Genomic DNA, 19,514 nt, shown 5'->3' with positions numbered 1-19,514 from the left:
CTCCGAGGGGAGCTGTCAGCGAAGCTGACTGAGGGGAGTGACGGGGCTATTCCGTAGTGCTCCCCTCAGTCTCACTCCGTTCGACAGCTCCCCTCGGAGAGGGGAGCCTTTGCGTCCATGGCCGCTCACCATGTCTGCCGGCTTCACCTTTCCTGCATGTGTGTCGGTGTGAATGCCGGTTGTTATTACCCATATGGAAGGTTATGGCTGGGGTATGTGTTGCCGGACCGTAGGCTTGGCCGAACGGCCTTGAGTGTGTCCGGCAACACATGCCCCAGCCATAACCGGCCGCCTTCAGGAGTCACACGTCATACGTGATCGTCAGCGGGGCGTGGTCGGACCAGCGCATCTCGTACGTCGGCGCCTTGTCGATCACGAAGCCGCGCGCGGTCTCCGCCAGTTCCGGCGTCGCGAACTGGTAGTCGATCCTCCAGCCCACGTTGTTGTCGAACGCGCGTCCGCGCTGGCTCCACCAGGTGTACGGGCCCTGGATGTCCCCGGCCAGATCGCGCATCACATCCACGAACTCATACTCGTCCAGCCAGCGGTCCACATAGGCGCGCTCCTCGGGCAGGAAGCCCGCGTGCTTCTCGTTGGCCTTGGCGTTCCGGATATCCAGCGGCGTGTGCGCGATGTTGAAATCGCCGCACAGCACGGCCTGCCTGCCGCCATGGGCCGCCTCGTCGCGCAGCTGGCCCATACGCACCAGCATCGTGTCGAGGAAGCGGTACTTCTGCTCCATCTTCAGCGGATCGTCGGTGTTGCCGGCATGCACGTAGACGCACGCCACCGTGATCACATAGCCCTGCGGCGTGCGGACGTCGGTTTCGATCCAACGGCCGGAATCCACGTCCTCGGTGAGTCCCGGCAGACCATACCGTTGCTCGACCACCGGCAGGTCGCTGAGCAGGGCCACGCCGGCGCGCCCCTTCACACGGCAGACCTCATTGGTCAGCGTGAAATCCTCGGCCGAATCGATGGCGCCGGCCTGCGCGTATTCGAAGGCGAACTTGCCGAAGATCCTATCGACGTCCGGCTGGGGCGCGCGTACCTCCTGCATGCACCAGATGTTCGGCGTGTTCCTGCCGGCCCATGTGGTGATGCCCTTGCGGTCGGCCGCCCGCAATCCGTTGACGTTGGAAGTGGTAATGGTGATCATGCGGCCATAGTATGGTGGCCTCCCTACGAAACCCCGGCGCGAACGAGGCGTGCAATCAGCTTTCTCTAAGCATGGGTGCTAGTGTTAGCAAGGTTGCAACCGTCATACGAAATGAGGAATCATGGGACTGTTCGGATTCGGCAAGAAGAAGGCCAAGAAGGAAGCCGAAGAGGCAGCGGAGCCGATCGACGAGGATAAGGTGGCCGCCGAGGCCGCCAACGCCGCCGCCAAGGCCGAGAGCGCGGAGAGCGTGCTGGCCGAGCCGTCGAACGAATACGCCGGCCGCGGCGAGGAGCGCGGTCCGTGGGACGTCGACGACGAGGACGTGCCCGACTACGACGACTACCTGGATCTCGGCGCCTACTATCTTCCGTTCCTGCGCGGCATCGAACTGCGCATCAAGGCCAACCGCGCCACCCAGCAGATCCTGGGCTCCACCATCACCTACGGCGCCTCCAGCCTGGAGATCGAGGCCTTCGCCGCCCCCAAGACCATGGGCCTGTGGGACGACGTGCGCGCCGACCTTCTGGAAGCCAACAAGGCCGCCTCCGAGGCCGAGGGCGTGTTCGGCACCGAGCTCAAGCTGCCGGTGAACGTCAAGGGCGGCAAGACCGTCGAGACCCGCATCGTGGGCGTGGACGGCCCGCGCTGGATGCTGCGCGGCATCTTCTCCGGCAAGGCCGCCACCGATCCGGACAGCCCGGAGACCGAGGCCCTTAACAAGTTCTTCGCGGACATCGTGGTGGAGCGCGGCGAGGAGCCGCTGGCCCCGCGCGATCTCATCCCGATGCACCCGCCCGTCGCCCCGGCCGAGCGCAAGGCCGCCAAGGCCGCCGCCGAAGCGGAGGAGAACGGCAAGGAGCACTTCAAGGACATCCCGGACAACAAGCCGAAGGGCCCGCTGAGCCAGGACCAGACCACCGAGGTCAAGACCACCCTGTCCCGTGGCCCGATGTTCTCCGAGGTCCGCTAAGCGTCCATGGCAGACAAGGCAGACAAGAAACGCACCGGCCTGGGGGCGCTGGCGGATGCCGGCGAGGGGGACGACTTCTCGATTATCGACGCCATCGGCGGCCCCCGCGGCGTGGTGGAGTCCATGCTTCCGGGCGTCCTGTTCGTGGTCCTGTTCGTGGCCACGAACAACCTGAACCTCACCATCGGCGTCTCCGCCGTGCTCGCCATCGTGCAGGTGGTCGCGCGCCTCATCCAGCGCCAGTCGCTGATGGGCGCGCTCTCCGGCTTGGTGGCCGTGGGCATCTGCCTGATCTGGGCATGGAAAAGCCATGAGGCCCGCAACTATTACATGCTGGGCTTCCTGACCAACGCCATCTACGCCGTGCTGCTGTCCGTCACGCTGCTGATCCGCGTGCCCGGACTGGGTTTCGTGGTGGAGTTCATCCGTCAGATGCCCACCAAACGGTTCAAGGCGTGGTTCCACGATTGGATGGACGACGCCGAGCTCAAGCGCGCGTACATGATCGTCACCGCATTGTGGGTGGGCCTGTTCGGCCTGCGCCTGCTGGTGCAGGTGCCGCTGTACCTGACCGACCATGTGGCCGCGCTCGGCGTGGCCCGCCTGCTCATGGGCATCCCGTTCTGGGCGCTGGCGATCTGGGTGAGCTATCTCATCATCGCCACCCCGCTCCACCGTCACAAGGCCGTCTACCGAAAGGACAACGATGCAAGCTGAGGTCCGCATCGAACGATACGCCGACCAGGGCCGTTGCGTGGCCCATATCGACGGTCGCGTGGTGTTCGTCCGATTCGCCCTGCCCGGCGAACTCGACCGGATCGAACTCGATGAGCCGCACGACCGCGACGATCGGTTCTGGACCGGCGAGGTGGTCGAGGTCATCGAGCCGTCCGAGGATCGTGTGGCCCCGGCATGGCCGCTCGCCGGACCGCTCGCCATGGGCGGGGGAGTGGGCGGCGCCGATCTGGTGCACGTCTCGCTCGCCGGCCAGCTCAGGTGGAAGGCCGTCACCGTCTCCGAACAGATGAGCCGCCTCGGTCATATCGACGTGGCCGTGCCCATCGACCGCATGCCCGGCGACGAGGAGCTCGGCGGACTCAACTGGCGCACCCGCATCGAGATGATCGCCGACGAGGAGGGCCGTCCCTCCATGCGCCGGCGCGGCACCCACAACCGCGTGGCCATCGACACCATGCCGCTCGCCACCCGCACGCTGCTTGACGCGGCCGAACGCGAACACGTCTGGGACGGCGGTTACGAGCCCGGCTCGCAGATTCGCCTGTCCGTACCCGAACCGCGCGGTGATGCCGGAACCATGCAGGACAACTACGCCGTGCTCGTGGACGGCGAGCTGACCGCCGGCGAGCAGCTGCTCACCGAACAGGTGACCATCAACGGCACCACGTTCACCTACCAGGTGGACGCCAACGGCTTCTGGCAGGTGCATCGCCAGGCCCCCATCGCCCTGGGTACGCATGTGATCGGCCTGGTCAACGACCAACTGCAGGGAGCCGTGGCCCCCGTCATCTGGGACCTCTACTCGGGTTCGGGCCTGTTCACGCTGCCGTTGGCCACACTGACCGGCGAACGCACCCGCATGCTCAGCGTGGAGGGCGCGCGCGTGGCCGTCAAGAACGCCCAGCGCAACCTGCGCGCCATGAACCTCAACGACGTGGACGCCCGCGCCGGAGACGTCTCCCAGACGCTGTCCCATGTGCCGGCCCACCTGGCCAAGCCGGATGTGGTGGTCCTCGACCCGCCGCGCGCCGGCGCCCGTGCCAAGGTATGCCGCCAGATCGCCGCGGCCGGCGCCAAGTCCGTGGTGTACATCGCCTGCGATCCCACGTCCCTGGCCCGCGACACCGCCACCCTGATCGGTGAGGGCTACCAGCTCAAGGACATCCGCGCCTTCGACATCTATCCGATGACCCATCACGTCGAAACCGTCGCCCTATTCGTCCGCTGATCGCGCGCGATTACGTTGTGTATTGGGTCTGTCCTGAATCGGTTTCTTGCTCGGCTCCTCTCAGAGAGGGGAGCCGTCGGCAGAGCCGACCGAGGGGAGCCCGCCACCATTCGTGCCGATCGAGTCTGAGCGGAGACCGAACGTAACCGAAAGCGAACCCATGAAACCGCGCATCCCAACTCTGATCGCCGCCGCGGCCGCGGTAGCCGCCGTGCTGTCGCTGACGGCGTGCGCACCCGCCGGCCGCGCCGTCGGAGACACGCAGGATGAGATGCCCGCGGTCGCCCACGACTCGGTCCACATCACGGACGTCACCGTGGGGTTCGTGGGTTCCGAGGATCCGGCCGCGGACAAGCTCGCCATCGACGCCCTCTCCGAATCCGGCATGAACGTCTTCTATGCCTCGCTCGCCGGCCAGACCAGTCCCAAGGCCGATAAGACAGGGAAGGACGCCGACGAATCCGCCGGCTCGACCGGGGGAGCCTCGACCGGATCCAAGACGGAGCCGTCCGCGACGGTGGATTCCGCCGCCGTCACCGCCCAGCAGGGCGTAAACGACTTCGTGGCACGCGCGGTCAAACTCGTGGTGGTCAGCGGCATCACCGTGACCGACGCCAACGGCCAGGGCTGGGACGACGCCCTCGCCAACGCGCGCAACGCCGGCATTCCCGTGGTGCTGCTCAACCCCATCGCCGTGCCGGAGAACGACCTGCTCTACGCGGCCACCTTCGCCGTCAACGACCGCGACGCCGAGGCCGCCCCCATCAGTGACGCGGCCATGACCATCATCCGCGACGAACCCCACGACCGCACCCTCGCCGTCACCACCAACACCAGCAAGTAACATTTCTCGGCTCCCCTTGTCAGGACATTGCCGTGAAGCAAACGGCAGAGCCGTTTGTAGGCGATGTGTGAGGCGGCAGCCGAGCCGGTAGGCTGCGAACGGAGTTCGTCGTTGGTTGCAGGACGAGCTGTCGGCGAAGCCGACTGAGGGGTAGTCCGGCAGGATTCGTGCCAGTCTTGGTATGACGAAGACAGCACTATTTTTGGCTTCCAACCCCGACGTGAGCGACCCGCGGTAGGCTTAAGGCCATGAGCGCAACAGCAACCGTCACCATGCCCCACGTGCCCGAACAGGGTCTGACCGCCGCGGAGGCGGCCCAACGGGTCGCGGACGGGCGGTCGAACGCGGTGAAGACCTCCACGTCCCGTTCGTTGGCGGACATCGTGCGCGCCAACGTGTTCACCCTCTTCAACGGCATCATCTTCGCCGCCATGATGCTCGTGCTCATCACCGGTTCATGGAAGGACTCGGTGTTCGGCTTCGTCATCATCATCAACACCGGCATCGGCATCGTCACCGAGCTCAAGGCCAAACGCACGCTGGACAGGCTCTCCATCCTGGTCGCGTCCGACTTCCTGGTACGCCGCGACGGCGAGAATGTGGCCGTCCCGCATAGCGGCATCGTCATGGACGACCTGCTCTGGATCCGTTCGGGCGAACAGGTGCCCGCGGACGGTCTGATCGTGCGCACCTGGGGACTGGAACTGGACGAATCCATGCTCACCGGCGAATCACGCACCGTGCGCCACGGCGTGGGCGAACAGATCCGTTCCGGGGCCACCGCGGTCTCCGGCATGGCGCTGGTCAGGGTCAACGCGGTCGGCGCGCACTCGTACGCCGCCACGCTGACCGCGCAGGCCAAGGTCTACAAGAAGACCGTCTCCGACCTCAACAAGGGCATCAACACGATCCTGAAGTTCATGACCTTCCTCGTGGTGCCCCTGTGCGTGCTGCTCATCCTCTCTCAGATCCACACGGTGGGCGGCTGGCATGCGGCACTGGCCACTGGCGAATGGCGGCAGGCCGTGGTCTCCGCCGTGGCCGGCGTGGTGGGCATGATCCCCGAAGGCCTCGTGCTGCTGACCTCCCTGAACTTCGCGCTTGCCGCGATCAGGCTCGCCCGCAAGAACACGCTGGTCCAGGAACTTGAATCCGTGGAGACGCTGGCCCGCGTGGATGCGCTCAATCTTGATAAGACCGGTACCATCACCGACGGCGGCATCGCCTTCGACCGCATCATCCTGCTTGGCGGCGCAGGCCTTGGTGCCGGCGACGCGCACGCATCCGACAGTCAGTCCGACGAACGAATCGACGGCCGAATCGACAGCAGGCCGGACGCGGATGCGGAGTCCGGCAAGGTACCGGAATCCCTGCGCGCCGCCGCCCAGGCGCTGTACGATTGCTGCAACGAGGAACAGCCCAACGGCACCGGCCAGGCCGTGCTCGCCGGACTGGGGGAGCGGGGATATGCGCCCGGCGAGGTGATCTCGCGCGTGCCGTTCTCGTCCTCCCGCAAATGGAGTTCGGTCGCCAAATCGGACGGCATCTGGATCATGGGCGCGCCGGAAGTCATCCTGTCCGCACTCGACGGCGATTACGCGGATATCCTGCGTGAGGTCAACGCCTACGCCGACGACGGCAACCGCGTGCTCCTGCTCGCCCGAAGTGCGTCAGGCCAGCACTCGTCGCGCGGCGGACTGAGGAAAGGGGCCGAATCCGTTGACGAAACCGAGCAGGACTCGGCTCCCCTCCCTGAGAGGAGCCGTCGCCACGGGCGACTGAGGGGAGCGGTCGAAAAGGACGAATCCTCCGCCGACATCCCGCAACTCGACCCCACCGCCGCCCCGGTCGCCCTGGTCCTATGTGCCGAACGCATCCGCCCCGACGCCGAGGCCACCCTCGCGTGGTTCCGCGAACAGGGCGTGCGCTGCCGCGTCATCTCCGGCGACAACCCGGTCACGGTCGGCGCCATCGCGCGCAAGGTGAGGCTCACCGGCGACCGCGAACCCGTGGCGATGGACGCCCGCGAACTGCCGGACGACATCGACGAACTCGCACGGGTCCTCGAACACGTGGACGTGCTCGGCCGCGTGCTGCCCGACCAGAAGAAGGCCATCGTCCAGGCCCTGCATGCGCGGCATCACGTGGTGGCCATGACCGGCGATGGCGTCAACGACGCGCTGGCCTTGAAGGAGGCCGACCTCGGCATCGCGATGGGCAACGCCGCGCCCGCCACCAAGGCCGTGGCGCAGGTGATGCTCGTCGACTCGAAGTTCTCCCATCTGCCGGACGTGGTGGCCCGGGGCCGTCAGGTCATGGCCAACATGGAGCGCGTGGCCAGCCTGTTCCTCGTCAAGACCGTGTATTCCGCGCTCATCTCGCTCGGCGTGGTCCTGACGCAGATTCCGTACCCGTACCTGCCCCGGCACATCACGTACATCGGCGCGCTCACCATCGGCATGCCCGCGTTCATCCTGGCGCTCGCGCCGAACACGCGGCGCTACATCCCCGGCTTCCTCAAGCGCGTGGTGAGTTTCGCGTTGCCCGGCGGCGTGGCCACCGCGCTTTCCGTGCTGCTGGCCGCCTGGTTCCTGCCCGGCATCATGGGTTGGAATGTGGTCGATTCCCCGGCCGACCTGTCCGCCCTGCGCGCCACCAGCGCCATCATCCTGTTCGTGATGGGCGTGTTCGTGCTCGCCCGTGTGGCCCGCCCCCTCAACGGCTGGCGCGGCGCGTTGGTCGCCGTATTCGCGGCGGCCGGCGTGATCGGCATGTTCATCCCGTTCGTGGCCCGGTTCTTCGCGCTGATCCTGCCCACCGGGACCATGCTCGTCGCCACGCTCATCGCACTCGCCGGCTCGGCCGCGATCTTCGCGCTGTGCCTGTGGCTCGTGCCATTGGCCGGCCGCGTGGTGTCGCGCCTCCTACGTCAATAAGGCGTCGATATCTGACTATTGTGGCTCCCCTCTCTGAGGGGATCTGGCGGCGTAGCCGACTGAGGGGAGTCCTTCGAGCATGGCTTCCTCCGCCTTCCTCCTACTGGTGGTCTTCCCCGAAGTCAGCCGAAACGGGCCGCGTATTGTCTCACGTTTCAAGCCGACACGCCAGAGGCAAAGTAACGTACCCGTACCATTTGAAGCGGATAATCAACGGCATCAACAGCCGATTCATGATTTCGGAGGAAGCATGTCCTTACGCGACGATCAACTGGCCACCCTCACCGCGGCCGGCAAGGACTTCGATTACTACAACATCGCCGATCTCGACGGCATCGACCATCTGCCCTATTCGCTGAAGGTCCTCGTCGAGAACCTGGTACGCAACATCGACGGCGCGAACATCACCGACGAGCACGTCAAGGCGCTGCTCGGCTGGGATCCCGCCGCACAGCCGAGCCATGAGATCCAGTTCACCCCGAGTCGCGTGGTCATGCAGGACTTCACCGGCGTGCCGTGCATCGTGGACCTCGCCACCATGCGCGACGCGGTCAAGGACCTCGGCGGCGACCCGGAGGTCATCAACCCGCAGGTCCAGTCGGACATGGTCATCGACCATTCCGTGCAGATCGACAAGTACGGCATTGCGGACGCCGTCGAGCGCAACATGGACATCGAATACCAGCGCAACGGCGAACGTTACCAGTTCCTGCGCTGGGGCCAGCAGGCGTTCCGCAACTTCCGCGTGGTGCCGCCGGGAACCGGCATCATCCACCAGGTCAACATCGAGTACCTCGCCAAGGTCATCATGACCAAGGCGGGGGAGCGTGGCCGCCAACTCGCCTACCTCGACTCGTGCGTCGGCACCGACTCGCACACCACCACCGAAAACGGCCTCGGCGTGCTCGGCTGGGGCGTCGGCGGCATCGAGGCCGAGGCCGCCATGCTCGGCCAGCCCATCTCCATGCTCGTGCCGCGCGTGGTGGGCTTCAAGCTCACCGGCTCCATCCCCGAAGGCGTCACCGCCACGGACGTGGTCCTGACCATCACCGATATGCTGCGCAAGCACGGCGTGGTCGGCAAGTTCGTGGAGTTCTACGGCGAGGGCATCGCCTCCGTGCCGCTCGCCAACCGCGCCACCATCGGCAACATGAGCCCCGAATTCGGCTCCACCTGCGGCATCTTCCCGATCGACGACGTCACGCTCGACTACCTGCGCCTGACCGGCCGCTCCGATGAGCAGGTCGCCCTGGTCGAGGCCTACGCCAAGGCCAACAAGCTGTGGGGCGACGCCAAGGACCCGGACTACGTGGAGCCCGAATACTCCGAATACATGGAGCTTGACCTCGGGACCGTGGTGCCGTCCATCGCCGGCCCGAAGCGCCCGCAGGACCGCATCGTCCTGTCCGAATCCAAGAAGACGTTCGAGGACACGCTGCCCGCCTACGAGACCGAGAAGACCGTCAAGGAACCAGTGGCCGTGTCCACCGACTTCCGCGGCGACTTCGACCTGACCAACGGCGACGTGGCCATCGCCTCGATCACCTCCTGCACCAACACCTCCAACCCGTCCGTCATGATCGCCGCCGGCCTCATCGCCCGCAACGCGCACGCCAAGGGCCTTAAGCCCAAGCCGTGGGTCAAGACCTCGCTGGCACCGGGCTCCCAGGTGGTGGCCGACTACCTCAAGGCCGCCGGCCTCCAGGACGACCTTGACGCGCTCGGCTACCAGCTCGTCGGCTTCGGCTGCGCCACCTGCATCGGCAACTCCGGCCCGCTGCTGCCGGAGATCAGCGAGGCCATCAACGCCAACGACCTGACCGTCACCGCCGTGCTGAGCGGCAACCGCAACTTCGAGGGCCGCATCAGCCCGGACGTCAAGATGAACTACCTGGCCTCTCCGCCGCTCGTCATCGCCTACGCGCTCGCCGGCACCATGGACTTCGACTTCGAAACCCAGCCGTTGGGGAAGGACCAGGACGGCAATGACGTCTACCTCAAGGACATCTGGCCCACCAACGAGGAGGTCGCCGCCGTGGTGGACGGCACCGTCAGCCGCGAGATGTTCCTCAAGGACTACGCCTCCGTGTTCGAGGGTGACCGCCGCTGGAAGGGCCTCGACGTGCCCGAAGGTGAGCTGTTCGCCTGGAACCCGAAGTCCACGTACGTGCGCAAGCAGACGTTCTTCGACGGCATGAAGGCCACGCCGGACCCCGTCGCGGACATCCACGGCGCCCGCGTGCTCGCCCTGCTGGGCGACTCCGTGACCACCGACCACATCTCCCCGGCGGGCGCGTTCAAGGCGTCCAGCCCGGCCGGCAAGTACCTGACCGAACGCGGCGTGGAACCGAAGAACTTCAACTCCTACGGCTCCCGCCGAGGCAACCATGAGGTCATGGTGCGCGGCACGTTCGGCAACATCCGCCTGCGCAACCAGCTGCTCGCCTCCACCGGCAACGAGGTCACGCCCGGCGGCTTCACCTACGACTTCACCACCGGCAAACCGTCCACGATCTTCGACGCCTCCCTGAACTACAAGGCCGCGGGCACGCCGCTCGTGGTGCTTGCCGGCAAGGAATACGGCACCGGCTCCTCGCGCGACTGGGCCGCCAAGGGCACGGTCATGCTCGGCGTCAAGGCCGTCATCACCGAGAGCTTCGAGCGCATCCACCGCTCCAACCTCATCGGCATGGGCGTGCTGCCGCTGCAGTTCCCCGAAGGCGAGTCCTACACGTCCCTGGGCCTCGACGGCACCGAGACCTACGACATCGCCGGCGTGGAGGAGCTCAACAACGGCGTGACCCCGAAGACGGTCCACGTCACCGCCACGCACGCGGACGGCTCCAAGACCGAGTTCGACGCGGTGGTCCGCATCGACACCCCCGGCGAGGCCGACTACTACCGCAATGGCGGCATCCTCCAGTACGTCCTGCGCAACCTCATGAAGTAGGTTCCTTTCGAGGTTGAGACCGCACGAAGGCCGGTATCCGATTTGATTCGGGTGCCGGCCCTCGCCGTATTTGCGGAGCATTTGCCATGGCTCTGGTAAAACCAAAACCGGCAGGGCCCCATCCTCGGGCTCCCCTTGTCAGGACATTGCCGTGAAGCAAACAGCAGAGCTGTTTGTAGGCAATGTGCGAGGCGACAGCCGAGCCAATAGGACGCGAACGGAGTTCGTCGTTGGTTGCAGGACGAGCTGGCGGCGTAGCCGACTGAGGGGTAGTTATACATAAGGATGCATTCCATTATTGGCATGAAACAACGTATTCCGTAACAGAATCGGTATGTAATTCCGTTTTCCGACACTCCGGCGTAACATTTCCAGCGATTTCGCAACATAGTCGCACTACAGTAGGAAATCGTTGGTTGGCCCGCAATGACGGGGCCGACGCAACTGTTCCAGCAACGACGCAAAGGAGTATGCGGTATGCAACCAATCAAGGCCATTCAGTACGGCTGCGGCAAGATGTCCAAGTACACGATCCGTTACATGCAGGAGAAGGGCATCCAGATCGTCGGTGCCATCGACGTGAACCCTGCGGTCGTGGGCATGGACGCCGGCGAATGGGCCGGCATCGGCCCGATCAACGTGCCGATCCGCTCCGACGCCGAGGCCGTGCTGGACGAGTGCGACGCGGACATCGCGGTCGTCACGCTCTTCAGCTTCGAGGACGAGATCGCCAAGATGTGCGAGCAGTGTCTGTCCCGCGGCATCAGCGTGATCACCACCTGCGAGGAATGCATCTACCCGTGGACCACCAGCCCCGCCGTCACCAACCGTCTGGACCGCATCGCCAAGGAGACCGGCGCCACCATGCTCGGCTCCGGCATGCAGGACATCTTCTGGGTGAACATGGTGGCGCAGGTGGCCGCCGGCTGCCACACCATCAAGAAGATCACCGGCGCGGTGAGCTACAACGTCGAGGACTACGGCCTGGCGCTCGCCAAGGCGCACGGCTGCGGCCTGACCCCGGAGGAGTTCGAGGCCGAACTGGCCCACCCGGAGACCGTGGTGCCGTCCTACGTGTGGAACTCCAACGAGTCCCTGGCGCAGAAGCTCGGCCTGACCATCCGTTCCCAGAGCCAGAAGTCCGTGCCCTACATCCTGGACGAGGACGTCTACTCCGCCACGATGGGCGAGACGATCCCGGCCGGCAAGTGCGTGGGCATGTCCGCCGTGGTGACCACGGAGACCAACCAGGGCATCACGCTGGAAACCGCCTGCATCGGCAAGGTCTACGGCCCGGACGACGGCGACATGTGCGACTGGACCATCGCCGGCGAGCCCGACGTGGAATTCCACGTGGTCAAGCCCGCCACCGTGGAGCACACCTGCGCCACCATCGTCAACCGCATCCCGGACGTGCTCAACGCCCCCGCCGGCTACGTGACCGCCGACCAGCTCGACGAGATCTCCTACCTCACCTACCCCGCCTCCCTCTACGTGGCGTGATTGTGCTGGGCCGATAACCCGGTGGGTTCGGACGCCTGTTCGAGCCCACCGAAAACCCACACTGAGATAGTCTCATTTTTATGATGACGATATGGATGGCAGGGGAACATGATTCCTCGTCCATATCGGCATCATTGTGCGTCATAACGCCAACCGTGGCGCAAGATGGAGCCACATAAGCCGTACCGCGCACGGGTTCCCGTACGCCGTGGCTACGGTTGCCTCCATGAACGTCATTGCATCTTCATTCGAATCGAATCCGATCTTTCAATCCGACTACGAAACGCCTTCCGCGGGTGGCGCATCCATCCCATCCCTGTCCATGAAGGACAATCTTGCCCGGCAAAAGTCCGCAATGCTGTCGCGTTGCTCGGAGGCGGCCCGGCGATGCGGCCGGACATTGCTGTTCGGCATGACCACATCGCTGATTCTCCAATCCGTACCCGTCCCGTCGGAGTGTGGCATCAATGCCGATGATTTGCATGTCACTTCCAGCAGCAAGGGTCGCCGGATACGGGTCAATCATTCGGACCTGCGGGCGCATGCATGGAAACCGTTGCCTTCCGCCAGCAATGTGCGTATCGGATCTCGCGTATATGCGCTTGAGCTGACGCATACGTGGGCTCAGCTCGCCCCGTACCTGACATTGGAATCACTGATTGTGCTCGGCGATTCGATACTGCACGCCATCACGAACCAACCGGCATTGGCCCGCGGCCGCGATGCGTCGGAGATCAGGCGCGATTTCGTCGAGACCGTTACCGGGCTGCCGCCGTTCAAGGGAAAACCCCGATGTATGCGGGTGATGACGATCCTTGAGGAACGTGCGGCGTCTCCCAAGGAGAGCGAAAGCAGACTCATCCTATTGCGGCATGGCATTCCGATGCCGCGTACGGGATATGCGGTTCCCGATGCGCGGTTCGCCTCGGGCGCGGCGATGACGCTTGATCTGGCTTGGCCGCAATATCGCATCGGTGTCGAATACGATGGCGACCAGCATCGTACCGACAAGATGCAGTGGAGACGCGATCAGGAGAAACGGGAGTGGCTGCGCAACCGTGGATGGGTCGTCATCACACTCACCGGAGCCAACCTCGCCGATGAGGTGTCCAAGGCGGAATACGCTTTCAACGTTGCGCGACATCTGACTCTGGCCGGGGCACGGTTCGTCTTTTCGGTCGTCCCCATGCCCCTGGAAAAGGCGATAGGGCGTTGCCGCGAATCCGAGGAAGCCGAATCGGTGATGGCCGGGGGATAGGAGCGCCTTGCTCCGTGGACGACGCTGGGGCATCCGCCGTAATTCCGGCTTAATGCGGCTCGTGTTCTGCCCCGATGAGGGGATTGCGTCGATTCGTGGGGTGTCGTGGCACGATATCCTGCCCCGGCGGAGGTTTTTCTCGGCAATATGACATGGCGGGGCAGCAGCATTGCCACGCGGGGCTGTTTCGGAGCGAAAAGACTCCGTCGGGGCAATTGGCAGATTCGGATAAACCGCGTCATTCCAACGTTTTTCGAGAATCCGGCGAATACCCTCTCATTAGGGCGCTGCCCCGCGGATTGAATTATGGGCGAAAAACGTCCGCTGGGGCAGCCGGCAATGTCTTTTTCCGTGGACGGAGGCCCGAACATAGTGTTTCTGTCCGACCGTTGGCAATTGAGCGGGGCTTCCGAGGGCCTTCGAGTGAGTGTGCTCTGTGCCGGGGCATTGCCGCCGTACGGGGAACTTCGCGTGATATGCCGATGTCGGGTGCTGATGCTCATAATTGAGCATCATGACTTCACGTACTACGAATATCGCAGCACAATCAATTCAAACCTACGATTCCATTACCATTCGCACGTTGCGTCGCAGTGATTATCCGGCGCTTGTCGAATTGGTGCGGCACGCCTGGTACGCCGATGAGAGCGACCGGGCCGGCAGACTCGGCGCGCAGGCGGACTGGGAATACTGTCTGTCCCGCGCCACTACCGCATTCGTGGCGGAAGCGGACGGCGAACCGGTGGGCATGATTCTCGGGCGCGTGGACGCTCGAGATACCCGCGGCCCATGGAACGCGCACTACCGCCGGTACCTGAGCCTGCTGCCGCAGCAGCTCCTGTCCGCCGACGGGCGTGAGAACGTGGCCTATCTGCTGGGCATCCATGCCATCGAACGTCGTCTCATCCGTATGTCCGGCCATCGGCTGCCCGCCGAAGTGGTCCTGTTCGTCACCGCCCCGCAGACCCGCGGGCTCGGCCTTGGCGCGCGCCTGTTCGACACCCTGCTGCAATCCTTCCGCGAACAGGGCATCCATGACTACTTCCTGTTCACCGACACCACCTGCAACTTCGGCTTCTACGAGCATCGCGGACTCACCCGCGCGGCCGAAATCACGCGCCGCCGGAACAACGCGGCCCCTGGCGAGCCGAACACCGAATCCTTCTATCTCTACGAAGGCCGGGCATAACTGGCCCGGCCAATCCAATCCGAGATCGACCGCTCCGGCTCCCCTCTTCTGAAGAGAACTGCCGCTGAAAGCGACTGAGGGGAGCCCAAGACGAGTCCTTTCCGTGCCTTCACCCGCCGCACCCGGCATGCCGCACCGAACGCTGGTAGGCTGGAGAAGCCGGGGCGAGGACGAACGGACGAGCAAGACACCCGGCGACGAAGGGGCGATCAATATGGCGATCAAAGCGAACGAACTGCCGCTGGGGAAGGTGTTCACCCCCGATTTCCGGTTCACCATCCCGTCCTTCCAGCGGGCGTACATCTGGAAGCCGGAGAACATCCTGCAACTGGTGGGCGATCTCAAGGACGCCTCAGCCACGCCCGGCACGCCGTACTTCCTCGGCTCGCTGATCCTGGTGCGCGAATCGGAGAACCGGTATATGGTCATCGACGGCCAGCAGCGTCTGGTCTCCCTGTCCATCATCATCGCCGTGCTGCGCGATCTGGAACAGGATCCGGACCTCATGCGCCAGCTCGACGCGCTGCTGGTCGAACCCGGCGACAAACTGCGCGGCATCATCAACGAACCCCGTCTCACCCTGCGCGAGCGTGACGCCGCGTTCTTCCGCGAGCACGTGCAGGAGGACAACCTCGAATCCGTGTTCGACATGAACGACGACGACCTGGCCACGGCGGCCCAGCGCAACATCGTCCACAACATCAAGAAGACATACGACGAGATCTCCAACTGGCGTCCGTCCGAGCGCCAGCGCTTCGCCCAATACCTGGTCAACGAGGTCACGCTCGTCATCGTCACCACGGACGACCTGGACGGCGCGCACCGCATCTTCGACGTGATGAACATGCGCGGTCTGCCGCTCACCCCGTCTGACGTGTTCAAGGCGCGTGCCACCTCCGGCCTCGCCGCGGCCGAACTCGACGCCTACGCCGCCCGCTGGGACGACATCGTGGACCCGCTCGGCGACGACCCGCAGACCATCGAGGAGTTCTTCTCATACCTGCATCTCATCCTCACCCATCAGCCCGCCACGGACAAGCTCATCGAGGACTTCCTGGCCGATGTGCTCCAGCCGTACCTCAACACCGGCACCACCGCCTCGTTCATCAACGACGTGCTGGCACCCTACGCCATGGCCTGGCGCATCATCGACCGTCCGGGCGAGACCATCCTGCCGCCTGAGGTGCGCCACGGTCTGGAGGCACTCAACGACTACCGCATCCACGAATGGAAGCCCGTGGCCATGTGGGCGCTGGTCCATTCGTACCGCGAACTCGGCAACCCGGACGTCTCGCCGTTCGTGCAGCGCGGCGCGCGCTCGGCCCGCCGCACCATGACGCTCGAGGCGCTCGGCGCGCACGACGGCCAGCGTCTGCTGGACATCCTCAAGGCCTTGGAACAAGTGACCGGCATCCGCACGCTGAACCGCACCGGCACGCTGGAACGCCGCGGTTTCGCGAACGCCGCCGTACGTGATCTGGACAAGGGCTACCTGGTGGAGCGCATCAACGGCCTGCGCGTGGGCGACGCCGATCGCGAGGGTGCGCTGGTCCGTCTCCACGGCGAGATGCAGGGCGACGGCGATCTGGTCCGTCTGCTGCTCATTCGCGCCAACGAACAGCTGGCCGGGGCCCCGCTGCCGCGCCCGCGACGGTTCAGTGCGCTGCCGATCATGCCGCTGGACATCGAACGCGCCGCATCGTTCGCCGATTGGACGCAGGACAACCACGATTTCTGGATGTACCGTCTCGGCAACATGGCGCTCGTCCAGGGACCCGGCGACCAGTTGGACAGGCTCGGCGAATACCTGCCCCGCCGCGACCGCATGCTGCTGCGCGCCGACTCCCAGCGCTTCCCCCTCACCAAGGAGCTCGAGCATTTCGACGCCTGCACGCCCACCATGCTGGAGCGGCGACAGGAGGAGACCATCCGGCTCATCGTCGAATACTGGGGCATCCGGTACGACGCGAACAACAAGGACCTGACCGCGCAGCCGCTCGCCGAGCTGCAGCAGGGTACGTCCAAGGCCGCGCGGGGTTCTCGCCGCGTGACCATCCGCCAGGTGATCCAGGCCGGGCTCCTGACTCCGGGCGAGCGTCTGGTCTGGGACCGCCCGCGGAAGGGCGAACGCTGGTACGCCACCGTCACCGAGAACGGGCGGCTCCGTCTGGACGACGGCTCCGAATACCCCACGCCCACCGCCGCGGCCCGCGCCGCAGCCGGCGGACGCCGCGGCGGGGGACTGGACGTGTGGAAGCGCGTCTCCAACGGCCAGAAGCTCAGCGACATCTGGAAGCAGTTCCGCTTGAAGACCCAGTGACACGGAGCCATATCGTCTAGTCATCTGGCTCGGACTGATAACGACAACGGCTTCGTCCAACCGGAACCGGTTGCTTTTGGCTCACCGTCTCAGAGGAGCAGGCGACGAAGACGACGGAGGGCGGTCTCGGCGCCGTTACAGCCGCGCCGGCAGATCGGCCCGCTCCACGAGCCGTGCCATCTGCACGCGGCCCATACTGAGCCGATCCGCCGCCGAGGACAGGTGCGCCTTCGCGGTCCGCTCGGAAATGAACATCCGCGAGGCGATCTCCGCGTTCGTATAGCCTTCGGCGGCCAGCATCACCGCCTCGCGCTCACGTTCCGGCAACGAATCCAGCAGGGCGCGCGCCTCATCACGACGCATGCGCGATCGCGTCCGGCTCAATTCGTCGATGAGCTGACGCTGGCTCGCCGTGTTGAACTGCGGCGCGCCCTCCGTGACCCCGATGATGCGACGGATGATCTCGTCCGGCGCATCCGTTTTCGAAACGAATCCCTCGGCTCCCGCCTCGATGGCCCGTTCCACCGTGCCCGAAGGACTCAGCGAGGTCAGGATCAGCACATGCGGCGCATGGGGGAGCGCCCGCAACCGGTGCGTGGCCTCGATGCCGTCCACGCCCGGCATGGCGATGTCCATCAGCACCACGTCCGGCCGTTCCTCGGCCGCCCTGCGCACGCACGTCTCGCCGTCCGTGGACGTGGAGGCCACGACCAGCCTGCCGTTCGAATAGTCGGTGAGAATCAGGCTCATCGCCTGGCAGATCATCGGGTCGTCATCGATGACGCTGACGCGGATCGGCCCTGTAGTCCCGGCCTGCCCGCCAGGCCCCGCCGCATGGCCGGTGCCATGTCCGGAACCTGCGGAACGATCGTCGGAACCGGGCGCGGCTCCGCCTCCCACGGCCTGTGCCGTATCCTCCGTCTTTGATGCCTCGCGCTGCTCGCTCACGCTAGCCATCTTAGCCACGCCAGGGCAGTCTCACGTCCACATGGAACAGGTGCCGCTCGTCCACGCCGTACCGGCACTGGCCTCCCACCGACTGCGCGCGTGCGGCAAGCCCCGGCAGTCCGGCGCCATGCGTGGAGCCTGTCTGCGTCATCGGATTGCTGATATGCAGATGCACGCCCGCGGCCGGTCCCGCCGTGATCTCCAGGGACACCGGGGCTCCCGGCGCATGGCGGCGCGCGTTGGTCAGTCCCTCCTGCACGGCCCGGTACGCCACCTTGCCGATGGTTTCGTCCAGACCGCTCAGCTGCTGGATGTCGATCCATGTGTTGAGCTGCGTGCCGGAGTTGCGTGCGTCGGCGATGAGCGCATCCAACGATTCGCGTGTCAGCGAGGTGTCGTCGCTCGGAGCCAGCTGCTCCCACGCCTGCTGCGGGTTGCGCAGCATGTCGATGATCGCGTGCGCCTCGTCCAACGCGCCCGCCGACTGCCTGCGGATGTCCTCCGCCTTGCCGGCCAGCGCGCGGGCTTCGGGGGAGTCGCCCAGCTTGTCCGCCTCGGCCTTGAGCGCACTGGCGTTCAACGCCATCAGCGACAGCGAATGGGCGAGCGTGTCATGGGCCTCGGCGGCGATGGCGTCCGCCAGCTGCTGGTTGTTGAGGTCGGACTGCAGCGTGGCCGCATGGTCGGTGGCCGCGCTCGCCACCGCGTTCGCCGTGCGCAACCGGGCTCGCGAGCGGATATGCAGGCCGGTCAGGATGGCGATGGCCGCGGCCACCAGGGCCGTGACGACGGCCGTGATGATGATGGTCGGTTCCTGCGCCAGCATGACCATGGGCTCGCCCGTGGCCCCACCCGTATTCGGCTTGGCGAAGATGACATGCCAGATCGACGCCTCCGGCTGCTGCAGGGCATCGCGCACCTGCGACCACACCGTCACCAGCGTGCCCGCGATTGCCGAGCGCACGGCGACCTTCCGGTCCGAACGCCTGGCCAGCAACGCGGTCAGGCCCATCAGCACGATCAGCGAATCGAACGGGAAGACCGTCACCAGCGCGCAGGCGATCCAGAACGTCGGTTCCGGATATTCGGCCCGGGCCAACAGCAGGAAGCCGGACGGCAGCGCCACCAGCGAACACAGCACCATAAGCATGAAGCCCGCGGAGTTCTGCTCGAAGTTCTGCGCGAAAAACGAGGTCTGCGCCAGGCACATGAAGCTTGCCAACGGCACCATGACCGCCGTGCACCAGGATTGGGTCTTCACCGGCACATCGTCCATGTCCGCGGCCCTGCCACGGACCGTGTCGCCGTCAGTGCCGTCGCCGTCGCGGAACGTGCGGCCGTGCCGTCCGGCACCGCCGGGCGCGGGCATGGGGGAGCGTTGCGGATTCGTCATGCCTTCCACTGTATGGCGGCCCGCATCCGGGTGCTACTGGACATGCGGGCACGCTATGATGTCCGTCCCTGCCCG

13 protein-coding genes are annotated in these 19,514 nt (G+C 65.4%); 10 read left to right on the top strand and 3 right to left on the bottom strand.

Annotated elements, in window-relative coordinates; genetic code table 11:
• Positions 1 to 301: 301 nt before the first annotated feature.
• Positions 302 to 1,159: an exodeoxyribonuclease III gene (locus tag JS536_RS10665; protein ID WP_214356903.1), complete on the bottom strand. Its 858-nt coding sequence runs from the start codon at positions 1,157 to 1,159 to the stop codon at positions 302 to 304.
• Between the two features lie 121 nt (positions 1,160 to 1,280).
• Here JS536_RS10665 and JS536_RS10660 point away from each other — a divergent pair, with 121 nt between their 5' ends.
• From JS536_RS10660 to JS536_RS10615, 10 genes are all read left to right on the top strand, one after another.
• Positions 1,281 to 2,132, top strand: a complete 852-nt coding sequence (locus JS536_RS10660; RefSeq protein ID WP_214356902.1) for a DUF3710 domain-containing protein — start codon at positions 1,281 to 1,283, stop codon at positions 2,130 to 2,132.
• A gap of 6 nt (positions 2,133 to 2,138) precedes the next feature.
• Entirely contained in the window at positions 2,139 to 2,849 is a 711-nt protein-coding gene (locus JS536_RS10655; RefSeq protein ID WP_214356901.1) for a DUF3159 domain-containing protein, read from the top strand.
• Positions 2,839 to 4,098: an RsmD family RNA methyltransferase gene (locus JS536_RS10650; protein ID WP_214356900.1), complete on the top strand. Its 1,260-nt coding sequence runs from the start codon at positions 2,839 to 2,841 to the stop codon at positions 4,096 to 4,098. Before JS536_RS10655 ends, JS536_RS10650 begins: the two co-directional genes overlap by 11 nt.
• Before the next feature lie 160 nt (positions 4,099 to 4,258).
• Positions 4,259 to 4,942, top strand: a complete 684-nt coding sequence (locus tag JS536_RS10645; protein WP_214356899.1) for a hypothetical protein — start codon at positions 4,259 to 4,261, stop codon at positions 4,940 to 4,942.
• Between the two features lie 248 nt (positions 4,943 to 5,190).
• Positions 5,191 to 7,878: an HAD-IC family P-type ATPase gene (locus JS536_RS10640; protein ID WP_214356898.1), complete on the top strand. Its 2,688-nt coding sequence runs from the start codon at positions 5,191 to 5,193 to the stop codon at positions 7,876 to 7,878.
• Between the two features lie 250 nt (positions 7,879 to 8,128).
• Entirely contained in the window at positions 8,129 to 10,828 is a 2,700-nt protein-coding gene (gene acnA, locus JS536_RS10635; protein ID WP_214356897.1) for an aconitate hydratase AcnA, read from the top strand.
• Between the two features lie 477 nt (positions 10,829 to 11,305).
• Positions 11,306 to 12,331, top strand: a complete 1,026-nt coding sequence (locus tag JS536_RS10630; protein WP_214356896.1) for a dihydrodipicolinate reductase — start codon at positions 11,306 to 11,308, stop codon at positions 12,329 to 12,331.
• A gap of 226 nt (positions 12,332 to 12,557) precedes the next feature.
• The gene (locus JS536_RS10625; RefSeq protein WP_240544367.1) at positions 12,558 to 13,589 is read left to right on the top strand and encodes a hypothetical protein; all 1,032 of its coding nucleotides are present in this window, start codon (positions 12,558 to 12,560) and stop codon (positions 13,587 to 13,589) included.
• Positions 13,590 to 14,103: 514 nt separating this feature from the next.
• Complete coding sequence (locus JS536_RS10620; RefSeq protein WP_214356895.1) at positions 14,104 to 14,778, top strand: GNAT family N-acetyltransferase; 675 nt, start codon at positions 14,104 to 14,106, stop codon at positions 14,776 to 14,778.
• Positions 14,779 to 14,992: 214 nt separating this feature from the next.
• A complete protein-coding gene (locus JS536_RS10615) occupies positions 14,993 to 17,098 on the top strand; it encodes a DUF262 domain-containing protein (protein ID WP_214356894.1) in 2,106 nt (701 codons plus the stop codon).
• A gap of 135 nt (positions 17,099 to 17,233) precedes the next feature.
• Here the strand turns inward: JS536_RS10615 and JS536_RS10610 are convergent, their stop codons facing one another.
• Positions 17,234 to 17,893, bottom strand: coding sequence for a response regulator transcription factor (locus JS536_RS10610; protein ID WP_346427481.1), 660 nt, complete (start codon positions 17,891 to 17,893; stop codon positions 17,234 to 17,236).
• Positions 17,894 to 18,056: 163 nt separating this feature from the next.
• Positions 18,057 to 19,277, bottom strand: a complete 1,221-nt coding sequence (locus JS536_RS10605) for a histidine kinase (protein WP_214356917.1) — start codon at positions 19,275 to 19,277, stop codon at positions 18,057 to 18,059.
• Positions 19,278 to 19,514 lie beyond the last annotated feature (237 nt).

It is taken from the genome of Bifidobacterium sp. SO4 (genome assembly GCF_018555355.1).
Taxonomy (GTDB): domain Bacteria; phylum Actinomycetota; class Actinomycetes; order Actinomycetales; family Bifidobacteriaceae; genus Bifidobacterium; species Bifidobacterium miconisargentati.
Note: the sequence above shows the minus strand (reverse complement) of the source record. Positions and strands in the feature narration are given on the sequence as shown.